The sequence below is a fragment of the Haliea sp. genome (assembly GCF_040222615.1).
In the GTDB taxonomy this organism is placed as follows: Bacteria; Pseudomonadota; Gammaproteobacteria; order Pseudomonadales; family Halieaceae; genus Haliea.
The window spans coordinates 33800-50062 of sequence record NZ_JAVKCQ010000063.1; the positions used below are offsets into that span (position 1 = coordinate 33800).

Consider the following 16263-nt stretch of genomic DNA (forward strand, 5'->3'; position numbering starts at 1 on the left):
CCCATGCACACCGATGCTGCCCCCCACACTGCGCGTCCCGCCGTACATTTTGACCCCACCGATCCCGACTTGATCGCCGATCCCCACAGCGCTTTTTCCCGCTTGCGGGCCAGTAAACCCCTCGCCTGGAGCGAGGCCGGGTTCTGGATAGCAACCCGACATGACGATGTGCGCTCGGTCATTATCGACCGCAAGAACTTCGGCCAGGGAGACTTCACGCGCAATATCCAGCTCTACTATGGGCCAGATTTCGATGTCTTCGCCCACTCCGCCTATCACTGGCTGTCGGAAGTGTTTGTGTATCAGGACCCGCCGCGGCATACCCGCATCCGGGGGCTGGTCTCCAAGGCGCTGACGGTAAAGCGGGTCAGGGAGATGCGGCCGGAGATCGAGACCATCACCCATCGCCTGCTGGACCGGTTTGCGGCTGGACAGGGGATGGAACTGATTCACGACTTTGCCTACCGGCTGCCAACCCTGGTCATGTGCCACATGCTCGGGATCGACGAGGAGGAAGCCGACGATGCGCTGCTGGACCAGCTCAACCAGGCAATCGCCGACTCGTTCCTGGTCCTGGAGATGCGCCCGCTGACTGACCTCGAGCTGGCGCTGGCAAACCGCCAGATCGACTTCCTGGAGGAGTTTTTCCGATCCATCTTCGAGCGCCGGCGGATACAACCCCGGGACGACCTCGCCACCGCCCTGCTCAACGCGCGTGAAGGTGACAGTCAGCTCACCGAGCGGGAAATGGTCACAGTCGCCATCGCGCTGTTCGGTGCGGGGTTTGAAACCACCGCGCACATGATTGGCAACGGCATACTCACCCTGCACCGGCACCCCGAGCAATGGCGCAAGCTGGTCGAACATCCGGATCTTGCGCCCGCCGCCACGGAGGAGATACTGCGCTACGAGAGCTCCCTGATAGCCACCTACCGCACGGCATTCCATGATACAAAAGTTGGCGGCCAGACGGTGAGGGCGGGCGAGCGTGTGCTCGCCGTGCTGGCGGCAGGAAATCGCGACCCCGCGGTATTCCCGCGCCCGGATGAATTTGATATCGAAAGAGAGGGTGCACACCATCTCGCCTTTGGCGGCGGAATCCACTTTTGCGTGGGTGCGGAGCTGGCGCGCCTGGAGGGCGACGTTGCGTTCCGGGCTCTCGCCGAGCGGCTGCCGGGCATGCGAACCGATACAGCGCGGCCCCGGTGGCGCCCCGGTTTCATGTTTCGCGGCCTGGAGCGACTGGATATCAGCTGGTAATCATGGCCTCGAGCCTGGCCGCCACCACCCCCAGCAAGCGCTCCCCAACCTCCTCCATCTCCAGCACCGTGCCGGGCAAAAGTTCAGCCATGGAGGTCACCCGCAAGCCCTCGTGGCCACAGGGGTTGATACGCTGGAACGGTTCCAGGTCCAGGTCAACGTTGAGAGCGAGGCCGTGATAGCTGCAGCCCCGGCGCACCCGCAGGCCCAGCGAGGCAATCTTGTCGCCGTTGACGTAGACACCGGGGGCATCCGCGCGTGGCGCCGCCGCAATGTCATAGGTCGCCAGCAATTCGACAAGGCTCTCCTCGATCAGGGTCACCAGCTGGCGCACGCCGAGGCTGCGCCGGCGCAGGTCCACCAGCAGGTACAGCACCCACTGGCCCGGCCCGTGGTAGGTGACCTGGCCGCCGCGATCCACCTGGATCACGGGGATATCACCGGGGGCCAGGACGTGCTCGGCCTTGCCGGCCTGGCCCTGGGTGAACACCCGCGGGTGCTGCAGCAGCCAGAGTTCGTCTGGCGTGGAATCGGAGCGGCTGTCGGTGAACTGCTTCATGGCCTCGAAGGTAGCGCCATAATCGGCTGCGCCGGGCAGCCGGCGGCAGAGCACTTGCATGACCTCAGATCACCATGTTGACAATGCCCGTCGCCATCAGGTCCTCGTGCAGGGCCTTGAGCTGCTCCGGCCCCGTCGCGGTGATAGTGATGGTCATGGATGTAAAGGTGCCCTTGCTGCTGCCCTTGACGGTAATCAACTCCTGGTCGAAACCCGGCGCATGGCGTTCGAAAACCTCCACAATCAGGGTTTCGAATTCGCCGCAGCTGCGGCCCAGGACCTTGATCGGGTAGTCGCAGGGAAACTCGATCTTGGGCGGTTCTTCAACGCTCACGACCAGGCATCCTCACACACTGAACAGTTTGCTGATCCACATCTTGATGCTGTCCCAGATGCGCGCAAAGAAACCCGATTGTTCCACCGACTCCAGGGCGACTATCGGCGCGTCAAACACGGTTTCACCGTCCAGTGACAGGCGCACGGTACCGAGCTCGTCACCGCGACTGATCGGCGCGATTAAGGTCGGCAACAGCTCCACATCGGTCTGCAGCTGCTCGCGCTGGCCCCGCGGCAGGGTCACTTTTGCGGGTTCGAGAACACCGACGGCGACGCTGCCCTGAACTCCCTTCCACAGGCGCGGTTCGGCGAGCACCTGTTCCGGTTCGAACAGGTCCGCGGTTTCAAAGAAGCGGAAGCCGTAGTTCAGCAGGCCGCGGGTTTCGTTCTTGCGCACGGTGGGACTGCGGGTACCCATCACCACCGATATCAGCCGCATGCCCTCGCGCTCTGCGGAGGCCACCAGCCCGTAGCCGGACTCGCTGGTATAGCCCGTCTTGATACCGTCGACACTGGAGTCTTCGCCCAGCAGGGAGTTGCGGTTGTACTGGCGAATATTGTTGTAGGTGAACTCGCGCTTCTTGTACAGCGCGTAGTGCTCGGGGAAATTGTTGATCATCGCAGCGCCCAGGGTCGCCAGGTCGCGCGCGGTGACCACCTGCCCGTCCGCTGGCAGGCCGTGGGAGTTCACGAAATGTGAGTTGCTCATGCCCAGGGCCTGGGCATAGCTGTTCATCATTTCGGCAAAAGCGGCTTCGCTGCCAGCCAGGTGTTCGGCTACCGCCACGGTGGCATCATTGCCCGAGGAGATGATGATGCCGTGCTCCAGGTCGCGGATGGACACCGCTTTGCCGGGCTCAATCCACATCAGCGAGGAGCCGGCAAACACAGGGTTCTGGGACCAGGCATTGCGGCTGACGGTCACCATATCGTCGGCGCTCACCCGGCCGGACTCCACCTCTCCCGCCAGCACATAGGCGGTCATCATCTTGACCAGGCTCGCCGGCGGCCGGGGTACGTCTGCATTGTGCTCCACCAATACCGCTCCGGTATGGGCATCCACCAGCAGGTAGGCCTCGGCGGCCACCTGGGGCGGAGCGGGAATGATCGCGGACTGGGCCAGGGACGACTGCGTGGCGGCAGCGGTAGCGAGAACAAACAGGGTGGAGATCAACAAACGTTTCATAACTGCAATGGACTCAATGTGTGGGTAAAAAAATGGGGGCGGGGCCGCCCTACGGCAGCAACTGCGTACCCGTATAGCCGCTGGCTTCGAGGCGCTGCTGCACCAGCAGGATTTCCTCGTTGGTCTCCATCGGTCCTATCCGCACCCGGTACAACAGCCCGCTGCCGGTATCCACCGGGCTCACCGCGACCGGCGATGTCACCAGCGACTGCAGCTCCGCACGCAGGCGCTGGGCGGATGATTCGGAGCCAAAGGCTCCCAGCTGCACGAAACGGTAGCTGCCCAGCAGCGTACCACGGCGGTCATCGATTCCGGCCAGGTTGATGACCTCGACTTCCACCGGTGCCGTGCCCACTTCCATGAAACCGAGCTTGACCGCAGCCCCGTAGGACAGGTCGATCAGGCGATCGCTGTGGAACGGTCCCCGGTCATTGACCCGCACCACGATACTGCGGCCGTTCTCCAGGTTGGTGACCCGGGCATAGCAGGGTATGGGCAGGGTCTTGTGTGCGGCGGATGCCGAGTAAATATCGTAGACCTCGCCGTTGGAGGTTTTCTGGCCGTCGAACTTGGTGCCGTACCAGGAGGCAATGCCACGCTCCCGGTAATTGGCCAGGCTCGGAAGTATGTGATAGGTCTCCCCAAGGACGGTATAGGGACTCAGGTTGCCCAGGGCGAGGATCGGGTCCGGCCGGGGCACCGCGTCCTTGACATCTTCCGGGCGAATATGGCGCAGGGGCGGGCCATCCTTGCTCACATCCCGCTCCGCTACCGGGGGCTCCCCGGGCTCGACCGGCACCGGCGGCCGGGTCGCACAGCCCACCGCCAGCAGGGACACTGCCACCAGCAGCACCAGACCGCGGGCGATCACGGCTGTATCCCCGCTGCCAGGCGCTGGCCCAGCTGGTGCACGCTCATGGCGTACATGGCGCTGTGGTTGTAGCGCGTGATGACATAGAAATTGTGCAGCCCCAGCCAGTGTTCATGGCCGTCCTCCAGTTCGAGGCGAACAGCCGTCGCCAGGGCCTGCGGATCCAGAGGCTGTGCACTGCGCAGGCCCGCCGCGTTGAACTCGGCCACGCTGCGCGTGGGGACCAGACCCGCGTTGAACCAGTCCCCTGGCACATCGGGGCCGGCCTCTGCGGCGACGACGATGGTTTCGCCACTGCGCCAGCCGTGACGGCGCAGATAATTGGCCACACTGCCGATGGCGTCCACCGGGTTGTTCCAGATATCGATAACGCCGTCGCTGTCAAAATCCACCGCATAGGCGCGGTAGCTGCTGGGCATGAACTGGCCGTAGCCCATGGCGCCGGCATAGGATCCCATCATGGCCAGGGGATCCAGCTGCTGCTCCGCGGTGAGGATAAGGTAGTTCTTGAGCTCCTTGCTGAAGAAGGCCGCGCGGCGGGGGTAATCAAACGCCAGCGTCGCCAGCGCATCGATGACCCGGTAGCTGCCCGCGATGCGCCCGTAGAAGGTCTCCACACCGATGATGGCAAGTATGATTTCCGCCGGCACCCCGAATTCGGCCTCGGCCCGGGCGAAGGTTTCGCGGTGAGCCGCGTAAAACCCCAGCCCCTCCTCCTCGCGCTGCTCGGTGAGGAAAATCTGCCGGTACTCGTACCAGGGCTTGACCCGTTCCGCAGGCCGCGACATGGCCTCCAGAATGCGCTCCTGGCGCTCGGCCTGAGCCAGCACCTGCAACAGTCGCTCCCGATCCAGCCCCCGGTCCTCGGCCACGAGTTCATCGACCAGCGCCCGGGCTCCCTCATGATCGCCGTACCCGGCCGCGGCCGAGGCCACGAACGACCACAGGCACAATGCCCCCAGACTCCGTTTGAACATCGCTGTCATCATGCCCTGACTCTCATGGAAACCCCTGTATTCACTTCTCATCGGCGGCCGCCGGTGTCCGCGGTGGACACGGCCATGAGCACGCCAAAACCCGCCATAAGGGTAACGATCGAGGTACCACCTGCGCTCACCAGGGGCAGCGGCACCCCCACAACAGGCAGCAGGCCCGCCACCATGCCCATGTTAACAAAGATATAGACGAAAAACGTCAGCGTCAGGCTGGCCGCGACCATGCGCCCGAAGTTGCTGTTCGCACTCACGCCGATCCAGAAACCGCGCAGGACGATCAGCAGATACAGCGACAGCAACACCAGCACCCCGCGCAGTCCGAACTCCTCCGCCAACACGGCAATGATGAAGTCGGTGTGGCTTTCGGGCAGGAAATCCAGCTGTGACTGGGTGCCCTTGAGCCAGCCCTTGCCCTCCCAACCGCCGGAGCCAATGGCAGTCTTGGACTGAATGATGTTCCAGCCCGCACCGAGCTTGTCGCTTTCCGGGTTGAGCAGGGTCAGGATGCGCTGCTTCTGGTAATCTTTCAAAACGTACATCCATACCGGCCAGGCGGACAGTACCGCCAGTACCACAGCTCCCACCATATAGCGCCAGCCGATACCGGCGATGAACAGCACAAACAGGCCGCTGGCCGCGATCAGCAAGGCGGTCCCCAGATCGGGCTGCAGCAGAATCAGCACCGAGGGCAAGCCCACCAGCAACAGACAGGCCAGCACATACTTGAACCTGGGCGGCAGGGAGCGGGAGGCGAGGTACCAGGCCACTGTCAGCGGCATCACCAGCTTCAGGATCTCCGAGGGCTGGAAGCGGAAACCCGCAATTTCCAGCCAGCGCTGGGCGCCCTTGGCCCCCACGCCGACAAACATGACCGCGACCAGCAGGCCGAGGCCCAGCAGGTAAAACCAGGGGGCCCAGCGCCGATAGCGCTGCAGATCGATCTGGGCCGCGACAAACATCACGCCGTAGGCGAGGAGAAAATACTGCCCCTGGCGGATGACAGCTCCCAGCTGCTTGCCCGACGCGCTGTAGAGCACCACCAGGCCGAACCCGGTCAGCGCCAACAGCAACAACAGCAGCGGAATATCCACGTGCAGGCGCAGCGCCAGCGGCGAACGACGAGACAGGTCGGCGCTGTCGCCGGGGAGTTGCAACCGGCGAACATAGTCACCCATCGGCAACCTCGTCTCCCGCCAGCAGCCAGGCGTCCAGTACAGCGCGGGCAATGGGCGATGCCGCCGAGGCCCCGCCACCGTTCTCCACAATCACCGCCACCGCGATGGTCGGCGCCTCATAGGGGGCAAAGGCGATAAACAGGCCGTGGTTGCGATGGCGCTCGGCAACCTCGGCCTCGACATAAATTGCGCCCTGTGCAATGCCGATCACCTGCGAGGTACCGGTCTTGCTAGCCATTTCATAGCGCATGCCCTCGCCGATCTTGCGGGCAGTTCCGCGAGCGCTATGGACCACGGCGCGCATGGATTCGTGCACCGCATCCCACTGCTCGGACGTGGCCTCCAGGGTATCCAGCACGGGCGCCTCCTGCGGTTCATCGCCGATCAAGCGCACCAGGCGCGGCGCCCGGTGTTCACCCCGGGTTGCCAGCACTGAGGCGGCTACCGCCAGTTGCATCGGTGTCGCCAGCATGTAGCCCTGACCGATGCCGGCACTCAGCGTCTCGCCCGGGTACCAGGGCTGGTTCATGGCCTCCCGCTTCCAGCGGGTCGAGGGCAGCACACCGGCTCGCTCGTTGGTGGTGTCGACACCAGTGCGGCTGCCCAGCCCGTAGGCAGACAGATACTCATGCATGCGGTCGATCGTCAGGCGCCGGGCGAGGTCGTAGAAGTAGACGTCACAGGACTCCGCGACCGCCATGTGCATATCCACCCGCGCGGCGTGTCCGGTACCGCGGATTTTCAGTATCCAGTCCCGGTAGCGGCGCGAGTCGCCGGGAAGGCTGTACCAGCCGGGATCGGGTACGGTGCTTTCCGGCGTCACCAATCCTGACTTCAGCCCCGCCATCGCCATCATCGGCTTGATGGTGGAACCGGGGGGATACTGGCCCTGCACCGCCCGGTTGAACAGGGGCACATCAAGGGAGTCGCGCAGGGCGCCGTAATCAGCCCCGCTGATGCCGTTGACGAACAGATTGGTATCGAAGCCGGGAGTGGAGACCATCGCCAGCACGCCGCCGGTGAGGGGATCGATGGCGACCACCGCCCCGCGCTGGTCACCGAGGGCATCGAAGGCTGTCTGCTGCAGACCGAAGTCGAGGTGCAGGCTGATATCGCCGCCCGGAACCGGGTCATAGCGCTCAAGCACCCGCAGCACCCGCCCGTGGGCATTGGTTTCCACGTTCTGGTAACCCACCTCACCGTGCAGCAGGTCCTCGTAGAATTTCTCCACACCGACCTTGCCGACATGAAAAGTGCCGCGGTAGTTGCGCTCGTCCAGCTCCTGCGCCTCCTGTTCATTAATGCGCCCGACATACCCCACAGCGTGGGAGAACAACTCGCCATAGGGGTAATGGCGCACCAGCTGCGCATCCACTGTGACACCGGGCATGCGGTGCCGGTTCACCGCCAGCAGCGCCCTTTCCTCTTCGGTCAGCCGGAATCGCAGCGGCACGGCCTCGTAGGGCCGGCGTCGCTGCAGCTTCAACTGGAAATTCTCCAGGTCTGCGTCGGAGATGGGCACCAGGGCCTGGAGCTCGTCCAGAGTGGCGTCGAGGTCCTCGACCCGCTCGCGCACGACCGAGAGGATGTGGCTGGGCCGGTTGTCCGCCAACAGCACCCCGTTGCGGTCGTAGATCAGGCCCCGTTTTGGCGGCAACGGCTGCAGCTGCACCCGGTTGCGCTCCGATTGGGTGCGGTAGATCTCGTAGTCGTTGATCTGCAGGTCGTAGTAGCGCGCCAGCAGGGATGCCAGCAGGGCCAGCACCACCAGCACGGAGAGCACCGTGCGGGCACCGAAGATCCGGATATCGCCGCTGGGGTCCTTGAGTGGGATGTGTTGTGGCATCTGCTACCGTCGCCTGCGCGATTACTGGTCTGGGCGCGCGTCAGGCGCGATGATACGGGTGCCCGGCAGTGATTGTCCAAGCGCGATACAGCTGTTCCGCGAGCAACACCCGCACCAGGGGGTGTGGCAGGGTCAGCGCACTCAGTGACCAGCGCTGCCGGGCGAGCGCGAGACAGGCCGGGGAGAGACCATCCGGCCCGCCAATCAGCAGGCTGACGTTGTCGCCGCCCATCTGCCAGCCCGCCAGACGTTCCGCCAGCTGCTCCGTGCTCCAGCTTTCGCCGCGAACATCCAGGGCGATGACCTGGTCTCCAGCGGGCAGCGCCTTGACGATCTGCTCACCCTCCCGTTCCCGCAGCTGTTCCGGCTTGCTGTCCCGGCCCCGGTGGGCCAGCGGCAGTTCGCGCCACTGCAGGCGGATTTCCCTGGGCAGGCGCTTGCTGTATTCAGCCACGCCCTCGCCCACCCAGGCCGGCATCTTGCCGCCAACGGTAATGACCGTCAGCCGCATCAGGACTCCTGGCCGGTATCGACCCAGAGTCGCTCGAGGTCATAGAAGTCTCGCGTCGCGGGAAGCATGACATGCACCACGACATCACCGAAGTCCACCAGGACCCATTCGCCGGGGTTCTCACCCTCCACGCCAAGGGGGCGAACGCCTTCTTTCTTGGCTTCCATGGCAACATGGTCGGCCAGCGATTTCACGTGCCGGTTGGACGTACCGCTGGCGATGACCAGGTAGTCCATGACATCGGTCAGCTGGCGGACATCGAGGGTTACGATGTTGACCCCCTTGATATCTTCAAGGGCGGCAACAACAAGTTCTTTCAGGGCTTCGGCTTGCATCCGGTCGGGTTCTCTCCAGGGGTTCAGTTGTTGTCAGCCGTATCGCGGTACAGCTGACGGGTTTCAATATAGTCCAGTACGGGCTCTGGCAGCAGGTAACGCGCGGACCGCCCCGCCCGGCACAGGGCCCGGATATCGGTGGCGGAAATATCCAGCGGCCGCAGCTCCAGCATCAGGACCCCGCCGGCGGGCCGCGCGCGCAGGGCGCCCGCAGACTCCACCCGGTGCGCCGCCAGCCAGTCCGCCACCGGGCCGGCAGCGGGCAGCTGCCAGCCCGGGCGGGCTATCACGATAACGTGGGCGTAATCCAGCAGGGCCTGCCAGCGGTGCCATCCAGCCAGCCCCAGCAGGGCATCGCAACCCAGCACCATACCCAGGCTGCGCGCGGGGCCATAGTCGTGGCGCAAACCCGCAAGGCTGTCGATGGTCCAGGATGGACCGCTGCGGTCCAGCTCCCGTCGATCGCAGACCAGGCGCGGCTCGCCGGCCACCGCCAGCTCCACCATGTCCGCACGGCACTCCGCAGGACAGGCCGGCGCGGGTCGATGCGGCGGGTTGGCGGCAGGCATCAGGTGGAGGCGCTCCAGACCCAGCATCTCGACCAGCTCCAGGGCCGAGCGCAGATGGCCGTTGTGGATGGGGTTGAAGGTGCCGCCGAGGACGGCCACGGGGCTGGCTGTTGCCGCGTTGGCACTCAACGGCGAACCTGCCCCTCACCAAAGACAACATACTTGCGGGAAGTCAGGCCCTCGAGACCCACCGGACCGCGGGCGTGGAGTTTGTCGGTGGAAATGCCGATTTCCGCCCCGAGGCCGTACTCGAAGCCGTCCGCGAAACGTGTCGACGCGTTGACCATCACCGAACTGGAATCCACTTCCCGCAGGAAGCGCATGGCATTGCCGTGGTCGCGGGTCACGATACTGTCCGTGTGCTGCGAGCCGTAGTGGTTGATATGGGCGATCGCTGCGTCCAGGTCGTCCACCACCCGCAGGGCCAGTACCGGCGCCAGGTATTCCTCGTGCCAGTCCTGCTCCGTAGCCGCGGTGATGTCGGGCAGCAACTCCCGGCTGCGCTCACAGCCACGCAGCTCGACTCCTTTGGCCGCGAACGCCGCCGCCAGCTGCGGCAGCAGCGTGCCAGCCTCCGCCGCCGCGACCAGCAGGGTCTCCATGGTGTTACAGGTACCATAGCGCTGGGTCTTGGCGTTGACCGCGATCTCCAGCGCCATGACATGATCGGCACCGGCATCAATATAGACATGGCAGACACCGTCCAGGTGCTTGATTACCGGCACCCGGGCATCGCGACTGATGCGCTCGATAAGGCCCTTGCCACCCCGGGGGACGATGACATCGACATACTCGGGCATGGTGATGAGAGCCCCGACCGCGGCGCGATCGGCGGTGGCGACCACCTGCACTGCCGCGGCAGGCAGGCCCGCGGACTCCAGACCCCGGGTTATGCAGCCGGCTATGGCGGCATTGGAGGCCAGGGCCTCGGAGCCGCCGCGGAGAATCGTGGCGTTGCCCGACTTCAGGCACAGGCTGGCAGCCTCCACGGTCACGTTGGGACGGGATTCGTAGATGATACCGATCACGCCCAGCGGCACCCGCATCCGCCCTACCTGGATACCACTGGGCATGGTGTTGACATCGCTGATGCTGCCCACCGGATCCGCAAGGGCCGCCACCTGGCGCAGCCCGGCGAGCATGCCGTCGATGGCCGCGGGAGTCAGTTCCAGACGGTCCAGGAGGGCGGCATCGAGACCGCGTTGGCGACCGCGGGCGAGATCTTCGGCGTTGGCAGCAGCCAGCTCGGCGCGGGACTCATCCAGCGCCGCACAGGTGGCCAGCAGGGCGGCATTGCGCTGGGCCGTGGAGGACGCCGCGACCTGCCGGGAGGCGGCGCGGGCGGCGCGACCCAGATCCTGCATGTACTGCTCTACACTCATTCCTGCTTTCCGGCCCCGAGACAAACGGCGATTATACCTGAAGGGCGTCGGACGTGTGCTACTCTGCGCCAAAACGCCGGAGCCGCCATGCACCCCACGCCCGTCCTCGAATGCTTCTACGATTGTTCCAGCCCCTGGACCTACCTCGCCTTCAGCCGCCTGCGGCCCCTGAGCGCCCGCCTCGGGGTACCGGTCAGATGGCGCCCAATCCTGGTCGGCGGGGTGTTCAACGCCGTCAACAAGGAGCTCTACGCGGCCCGGGAAGGCATGTTCAGCAACCCGCGAAGGCTGCGACACTACCAGAAGGACCTCGCCGACTGGGCGGAATTCTGCGGCCTGCGGATCAGCCACCCGGACGTGTTCCCGGTCAACTCGGCCCGGGCCATGCGCGGCGCGCTGTTCGCCGCCGACCGGGGCCTGCTGGAACCCTGGTCGGCGGCAGTATTTGCGGCCTACTGGGGCGACAACCGGGATATTTCCCAGCCAGACGAGCTGGCGGCCATCGCCGGCAGCGTCGGACTGGAACCCGAGGCGCTGCTGGCAGCGACCACCGACCAGGACTACAAGGACAGGCTGCGCGCGAACACCGACGAGCTGGTGACAAGGGGCGGCTACGGCTCCCCTACCCTGTTTATCAACGGTGACGACATGTACTTCGGTAACGACCGCCTGCCGCTGGTGGAATACCGGCTGCAGCAGCTGCTCGCCACCACGAGCCGGGCATGACCGCCGATCCGGCAATTGTTGACAATGGTTCTCATTAGCATTAGGCTGACCGAACTCTCAATTGACAGGTAGCCAGACTATGTATGTATGTGTCTGCAGGGGCGTGACAGACCACCAGATTCGGGCCGCGGCCCGCGAGGGCGCCAGCTCGGTCGATGAACTGCGCGATTGCCTCGGGGTCGCCAGCCGCTGCGGCAAGTGCAGCGCCCTGGCCGCGGACATACTGCATGAGTCCCTGCGCGAGCAGCCGCCCCAGCCCGCACTCTACTACGCCGCCGGTTGAGCGCGCCGGCACTGGCGCGGCCACGCCGCGGTTGACTGCACCCGGCCATCCCTGCAAGCTTGGCGCCACAGCTTCACACCCCGCGGAGGTTCAATGTGAAAGGCGATCCCCAGGTTATCGAGCACCTCAACCGCATACTTGGCAACGAACTGGTTGCCATCAACCAGTATTTCCTGCACTCGCGCATGTACCGCGACTGGGGCCTGCAGGAACTGGCGGACCACGAGTACCACGAGTCCATCGACGAGATGAAGCACGCGGACCGGCTGATCCAGCGCATACTGTTCCTGGAGGGGCTGCCCAACCTGCAGGACCTGGGCAAGCTGTTGATCGGGGAGAATACGGCGGAGGTCCTGCGCTGCGACCTGAAGCTGGAGCACCTTGGCCACCAGGACCTCAAGGACGCCATCGCCCACTGCGAAGCCGTGGGCGACTATGCCTCGAGAGACTTGCTGGCAGATATCCTGGCAAGCGAGGAAGAGCACATTGACTGGCTGGAGACCCAGCTGGGCCTGATCGAGAGAATCGGCCTGGAGAACTACCAGCAGACCGCGATGCACACGGTCAAGCCCGACTGACCGAGTGCATCCTGTTCAGCCCGCGCTCTGCGCGGCCGCGGCTTCCTTTACCAGCGTCTGCAGTTCGCCACTGGCGAACATCTCGGTAACGATATCGCAGCCACCGATCAACTCGCCGTTGATCCACAGCTGGGGAAACGTCGGCCAGTTGGCGTATTTCGGCAGGTTGGCGCGGATATCCGGGTTGGCCAGGATATCGACGTAGGCAAAGCGCTCCCCGCAGGCCATCAGCGCCTGCACGGTCTGGGCGGAAAAGCCGCACTGGGGCTGGTTGGGCGAGCCCTTCATGTACAGCAGGATGCCGTTGCTTTCTATCTGTTCCTTAATGGTGTCGATGATATCCATGTAAATGCAGGCCTTTGTCGTGGGTGGTCGTTGGACCAGAACTGAGGGCGAAAGTTTACCTGAATCTGGGGGAAAACACAGGGGCGCCGGGTGCCGACGGGTGAGCCGCCGCAGCGCGCCGGGTCCGGGCCCCGGGGGCAGAGCGTGAATTGCCAACGGCCCGGGATACCGCTATCATCCTCCTCCTGACAGGCAGCTAGCGCTGCCTTTTTGCGTTTCAGGGCCCGGCATCCGGGCCTTCGCACCAGGGAGAATGTGCCGGTGTCCGCGTTGATGCAAACCTATGCCAGGCTGCCCGTGACTTTCAGTCACGGCGAGGGTGCCTATCTGTTCGATACCGAGGGCCGTCGCTACCTCGACGCGCTGTCCGGCATCAGCGTGACCAACCTGGGCCACGCCCATCCGGCGGTGACCGCAGCAATCTGCGAACAGGCCAGCCGACTGCTGCACACCTCCAACCTGTACCACATCGCCGCCCAGGAGGCGCTGGCCGATGCGCTGACGGCTGTATCCGGGATGGAGACGGCGTTCTTCTGCAACTCCGGGGCGGAGGCCAACGAGGCCGCGATCAAGCTGGCGCGGCTGTACGGCCATCAGCGCGGAATCGGGAAGCCCACCATCATCGTCTTCGAGAACGCGTTTCACGGCCGCACCCTCGCCACCCTGAGCGCCACCGGCAATCGCAAGATCCAGGCCGGGTTCGAGCCCCTGGTGAGCGGCTTTACCCGGGCGCCCCTGAACGACCTGGAAAGCCTGCGGCATATCGCCGCCAACAACCCGGACGTGGTCGCCGTATTGATCGAGCCGATCCAGGGCGAAGGCGGTATCCGGGTCGCGGATCCGCAGTTCATGCAGGGTCTGCGCGCGCTGTGCGACCAGCACCAGTGGCTGCTGATGCTCGACGAGGTACAGTGCGGCAATGGCCGGGCCGGGCACTATTTCGCCTGCCAGGGCATGGCGATTGTGCCGGAGGTTATCACCACCGCCAAGGGCCTGGGCAATGGCGTACCCATCGGCGCCTGCCTGGCGCGGGGTCCTGCGGCAACGGTGTTCGCCGCCGGCAATCACGGCTCTACCTATGGCGGCAACCCGCTGGCCTGCGCCGCGGGCCTGGCCGTGGTCAACACGGTTGTCAACGAGCAGCTCGCCCCGCGCGCCACCGAGGCAGGAGCACGGCTGCGCCAGCACCTGCAGGACGGCCTCGCCGGCTATCCGGGGCTGGTCGAGATCCGCGGCCGCGGCCTGATGATCGGCGTACAACTGCACCGCGACTGCGGCGAGCTGGTGGCGAAAGCGCTGGCAGCGGGCCTGCTGATCAATGTTACCGCCGGCAACACCATCCGCCTGCTGCCGCCGCTGATCTGCAGCGATGCGGAGCTCGATGAACTGGCCGCAGGCCTTGTCAACCTGATCCGGGACTTCGACTGAGGTCCCCAAGCACCTTTCCGCAGGAACTCTCCATGGCTTCACCACGGCACTTTCTCACCCTTCTGGACTTCAGCCCTGCCGAGCTGCAGGGGCTGATCACCCGCGCCTCGGAGATGAAGCGCGCCCACCGGGCCGGCGACGACCAGCGTCGCTTTCCCGGCAAGGTACTGGGGATGATTTTCGCCAAGTCATCCACCCGTACCCGGGTCTCCTTTGAAGCCGGCATGGCGCAACTGGGCGGACACGCCATGTTCCTCTCGCCCCAGGACACCCAGCTCGGCCGCGGCGAGCCGATAGAAGACAGCGCCCGGGTCATTTCCTCAATGGTCGACATCGTGATGATCCGGACCTTTGGCCACGACATTGTCGAGCGCTTCGCCGCCTGCTCCTCGGTGCCGGTGATCAACGCCCTGACCGACGACTTCCATCCCTGCCAGTTGCTGGCGGATATCCAGACCTGGACCGAGCACCGCGGCCCGGTGGCGGGCAAGACCGCCTGCTGGGTCGGGGACGGCAACAATATGTGCCAGTCCTACATCAACGCCGCCCGCCAGTTCGACTTCCAGCTGCGCATCGCCTGCCCACCGGGTTTTGAGCCCAGATCCGAACTGCTGGCGGCCAACCGCGACCGGGTCGAGCTGACCCACGACCCGGTGACGGCGGTACGCGGCGCAGACCTCGTGGTCACCGATGTCTGGGCCTCCATGGGCCAGGAAGCGGAGCAGAAAACCCGCGCCCGCCAGTTTGCTCCCTACCAGGTCAACGAGGCACTGATGGCCCACGCGGCAAGCGACGCCCTTTACATGCACTGCCTGCCTGCCCACCGGGGCGAGGAAATCAGCGCCGGGTTGATGGATGCGGCCGACACGGTGATCTGGGACGAGGCGGAAAACCGCTTGCACGCGCAAAAAGCGCTGATGGAATTCCTGCTTCAGAACCGCTAATAACCGCCGCATCTATCCTGCCAAATTCTTAGAAGAAATTATTCAGTATAGAGCAGGCAACACCCTCGACCGGCCGTCGTCGGGGGCCGCTCCAACCCCGTAGCGGCCTCCCGGGTAAGTGGGTACGGACCTACCAATCCACGAACATCTTATCCACAACATAAACCCAGACTTGCGGCCTTGCATTGTCCCTGCAGCCGCATTATCTTGTGTGCGTCATCGCTGTCTACCCCAAGATGTGGGGTCTGAACAACAAAAATGCCTCCAGCACCACCTTTTTTGGAGTTGCCATGCAAACAGATACCACCCCCGCCAACGGCCCCCAATCCAGCCGTTCCACTCCCGATGTGCACCCGGTCTCAGGCAGCATTGCCGCCACCGCCCCGGGCCAGCTGCGGGTTATCAAGCGCAACGGCACTGTGGTGCCCTTTGAGGAGAGCAAGATCTCGGTGGCGATCACCAAGGCTTTCCTCGCCGTTGAGGGGGGCACCGCTGCCGCCTCAACCCGCATCCATGAAACCGTCGCCAAGCTGACCGACCAGGTCGCCAACACCTTCCGCCGGCGCATGCCATCCGGCGGCACCGTGCACATCGAGGATATCCAGGACCAGGTGGAACTGGCCCTGATGCGCGCCGGCGAGCACAAGATCGCCCGCGACTACGTCATCTACCGCGAAGAGCAGGCCCGCAAGCGCGCGGCCCGCAAGGCGCTCTCCCCGGCCGCCCAGGAGGCCGCCGGCAGTATCAGCGTGGTGCAGCTGGACGGCAGCCGCGCCCCCCTGGACCTGGAGCGCCTGCACACCATCGTCACCGAGGCCTGCACCGGGCTGGCGGATGTCAGCAGCAGCCAGATCATCGACGAGGCCCTGCGCAACCTCTACGATGGCGTCACCGCCGCTGAACTCTCGACGTCACTGGTCATCACGGCCCGCAC

At 64.8% G+C, this 16263-nt stretch carries 19 protein-coding genes; 7 read left to right on the forward strand and 12 right to left on the reverse strand.

Going from position 1 to position 16263, the window contains the following annotated elements; all coding sequences use genetic code 11:
• Positions 1-3: 3 nt before the first annotated feature.
• Complete coding sequence (locus RJQ10_RS05360) at positions 4-1260, forward strand: cytochrome P450 (protein WP_350144381.1); 1257 nt, start codon at positions 4-6, stop codon at positions 1258-1260.
• On the opposite strand, the gene lipB is transcribed toward RJQ10_RS05360, so the two are convergent.
• The 11 genes from lipB to RJQ10_RS05415 are packed head-to-tail and all read right to left on the reverse strand — an operon-like array spanning position 1250 to position 11025.
• The gene (gene lipB / locus RJQ10_RS05365; RefSeq protein WP_350144383.1) at positions 1250-1879 is read right to left on the reverse strand and encodes a lipoyl(octanoyl) transferase LipB; all 630 of its coding nucleotides are present in this window, start codon (positions 1877-1879) and stop codon (positions 1250-1252) included. The genes RJQ10_RS05360 and lipB overlap by 11 nt on opposite strands.
• A 4-nt stretch (positions 1880-1883) precedes the next feature.
• On the reverse strand, positions 1884-2153 hold the full coding sequence (locus tag RJQ10_RS05370) for a YbeD family protein (protein ID WP_350144385.1): 270 nt from the start codon (positions 2151-2153) through the stop codon (positions 1884-1886).
• A 12-nt stretch (positions 2154-2165) separates the two neighbouring features.
• Entirely contained in the window at positions 2166-3341 is a 1176-nt protein-coding gene (locus RJQ10_RS05375) for a D-alanyl-D-alanine carboxypeptidase family protein (protein ID WP_350144387.1), read from the reverse strand.
• A 49-nt stretch (positions 3342-3390) separates the two neighbouring features.
• Positions 3391-4212 (reverse strand): septal ring lytic transglycosylase RlpA family protein, encoded by an 822-nt coding sequence (locus tag RJQ10_RS05380; RefSeq protein WP_350144389.1) that lies wholly within the window; start codon positions 4210-4212, stop codon positions 3391-3393.
• On the reverse strand, positions 4209-5189 hold the full coding sequence (gene mltB / locus RJQ10_RS05385; protein ID WP_350144391.1) for a lytic murein transglycosylase B: 981 nt from the start codon (positions 5187-5189) through the stop codon (positions 4209-4211). Before mltB ends, RJQ10_RS05380 begins: the two co-directional genes overlap by 4 nt.
• A 47-nt stretch (positions 5190-5236) precedes the next feature.
• Positions 5237-6382, reverse strand: a complete 1146-nt coding sequence (gene rodA, locus RJQ10_RS05390) for a rod shape-determining protein RodA (protein ID WP_350144393.1) — start codon at positions 6380-6382, stop codon at positions 5237-5239.
• Positions 6375-8228 carry a penicillin-binding protein 2 gene (gene mrdA, locus RJQ10_RS05395; RefSeq protein WP_350144395.1) on the reverse strand — a complete coding sequence of 618 codons (1854 nt, stop codon included), beginning with the start codon at positions 8226-8228 and terminating at the stop codon, positions 6375-6377. The genes rodA and mrdA overlap by 8 nt, the downstream gene beginning before the upstream one ends.
• A gap of 40 nt (positions 8229-8268) precedes the next feature.
• Complete coding sequence (gene rlmH, locus RJQ10_RS05400) at positions 8269-8739, reverse strand: 23S rRNA (pseudouridine(1915)-N(3))-methyltransferase RlmH (protein ID WP_350144397.1); 471 nt, start codon at positions 8737-8739, stop codon at positions 8269-8271.
• Positions 8739-9074: a ribosome silencing factor gene (gene rsfS, locus RJQ10_RS05405; protein ID WP_350144399.1), complete on the reverse strand. Its 336-nt coding sequence runs from the start codon at positions 9072-9074 to the stop codon at positions 8739-8741. Before rsfS ends, rlmH begins: the two co-directional genes overlap by 1 nt.
• 23 nt (positions 9075-9097) lie before the next feature.
• A complete protein-coding gene (nadD, locus tag RJQ10_RS05410; RefSeq protein ID WP_350144401.1) occupies positions 9098-9772 on the reverse strand; it encodes a nicotinate-nucleotide adenylyltransferase in 675 nt (224 codons plus the stop codon).
• The gene (locus RJQ10_RS05415) at positions 9769-11025 is read right to left on the reverse strand and encodes a glutamate-5-semialdehyde dehydrogenase (RefSeq protein WP_350144403.1); all 1257 of its coding nucleotides are present in this window, start codon (positions 11023-11025) and stop codon (positions 9769-9771) included. Before RJQ10_RS05415 ends, nadD begins: the two co-directional genes overlap by 4 nt.
• A gap of 87 nt (positions 11026-11112) precedes the next feature.
• On the opposite strand from RJQ10_RS05415, the gene RJQ10_RS05420 reads away from it, so the two are divergent.
• From RJQ10_RS05420 to bfr, 3 genes are all read left to right on the forward strand, one after another.
• Positions 11113-11751: a 2-hydroxychromene-2-carboxylate isomerase gene (locus RJQ10_RS05420; protein ID WP_350144405.1), complete on the forward strand. Its 639-nt coding sequence runs from the start codon at positions 11113-11115 to the stop codon at positions 11749-11751.
• 79 nt (positions 11752-11830) lie between these two features.
• Positions 11831-12034: a bacterioferritin-associated ferredoxin gene (locus RJQ10_RS05425; protein ID WP_350144407.1), complete on the forward strand. Its 204-nt coding sequence runs from the start codon at positions 11831-11833 to the stop codon at positions 12032-12034.
• Positions 12035-12129: 95 nt separating this feature from the next.
• On the forward strand, positions 12130-12612 hold the full coding sequence (bfr, locus tag RJQ10_RS05430; protein ID WP_350144409.1) for a bacterioferritin: 483 nt from the start codon (positions 12130-12132) through the stop codon (positions 12610-12612).
• Between the two features lie 15 nt (positions 12613-12627).
• Here the strand turns inward: bfr and grxD are convergent, their stop codons facing one another.
• On the reverse strand, positions 12628-12957 hold the full coding sequence (grxD, locus tag RJQ10_RS05435; protein WP_350144411.1) for a Grx4 family monothiol glutaredoxin: 330 nt from the start codon (positions 12955-12957) through the stop codon (positions 12628-12630).
• A 255-nt stretch (positions 12958-13212) separates the two neighbouring features.
• Between grxD and RJQ10_RS05440 the strand changes: the two genes are divergently transcribed.
• The 3 genes from RJQ10_RS05440 to RJQ10_RS05450 all read left to right on the forward strand — a co-directional run.
• A complete protein-coding gene (locus RJQ10_RS05440) occupies positions 13213-14385 on the forward strand; it encodes an aspartate aminotransferase family protein (RefSeq protein WP_502880216.1) in 1173 nt (390 codons plus the stop codon).
• A 32-nt stretch (positions 14386-14417) separates the two neighbouring features.
• Positions 14418-15329 carry an ornithine carbamoyltransferase gene (gene argF, locus RJQ10_RS05445; protein ID WP_350144415.1) on the forward strand — a complete coding sequence of 304 codons (912 nt, stop codon included), beginning with the start codon at positions 14418-14420 and terminating at the stop codon, positions 15327-15329.
• A gap of 290 nt (positions 15330-15619) precedes the next feature.
• Positions 15620-16263, forward strand: a 644-nt coding sequence (locus tag RJQ10_RS05450; RefSeq protein WP_350144417.1) for an ATP cone domain-containing protein, incomplete at its 3' end; no start/stop codon positions are given.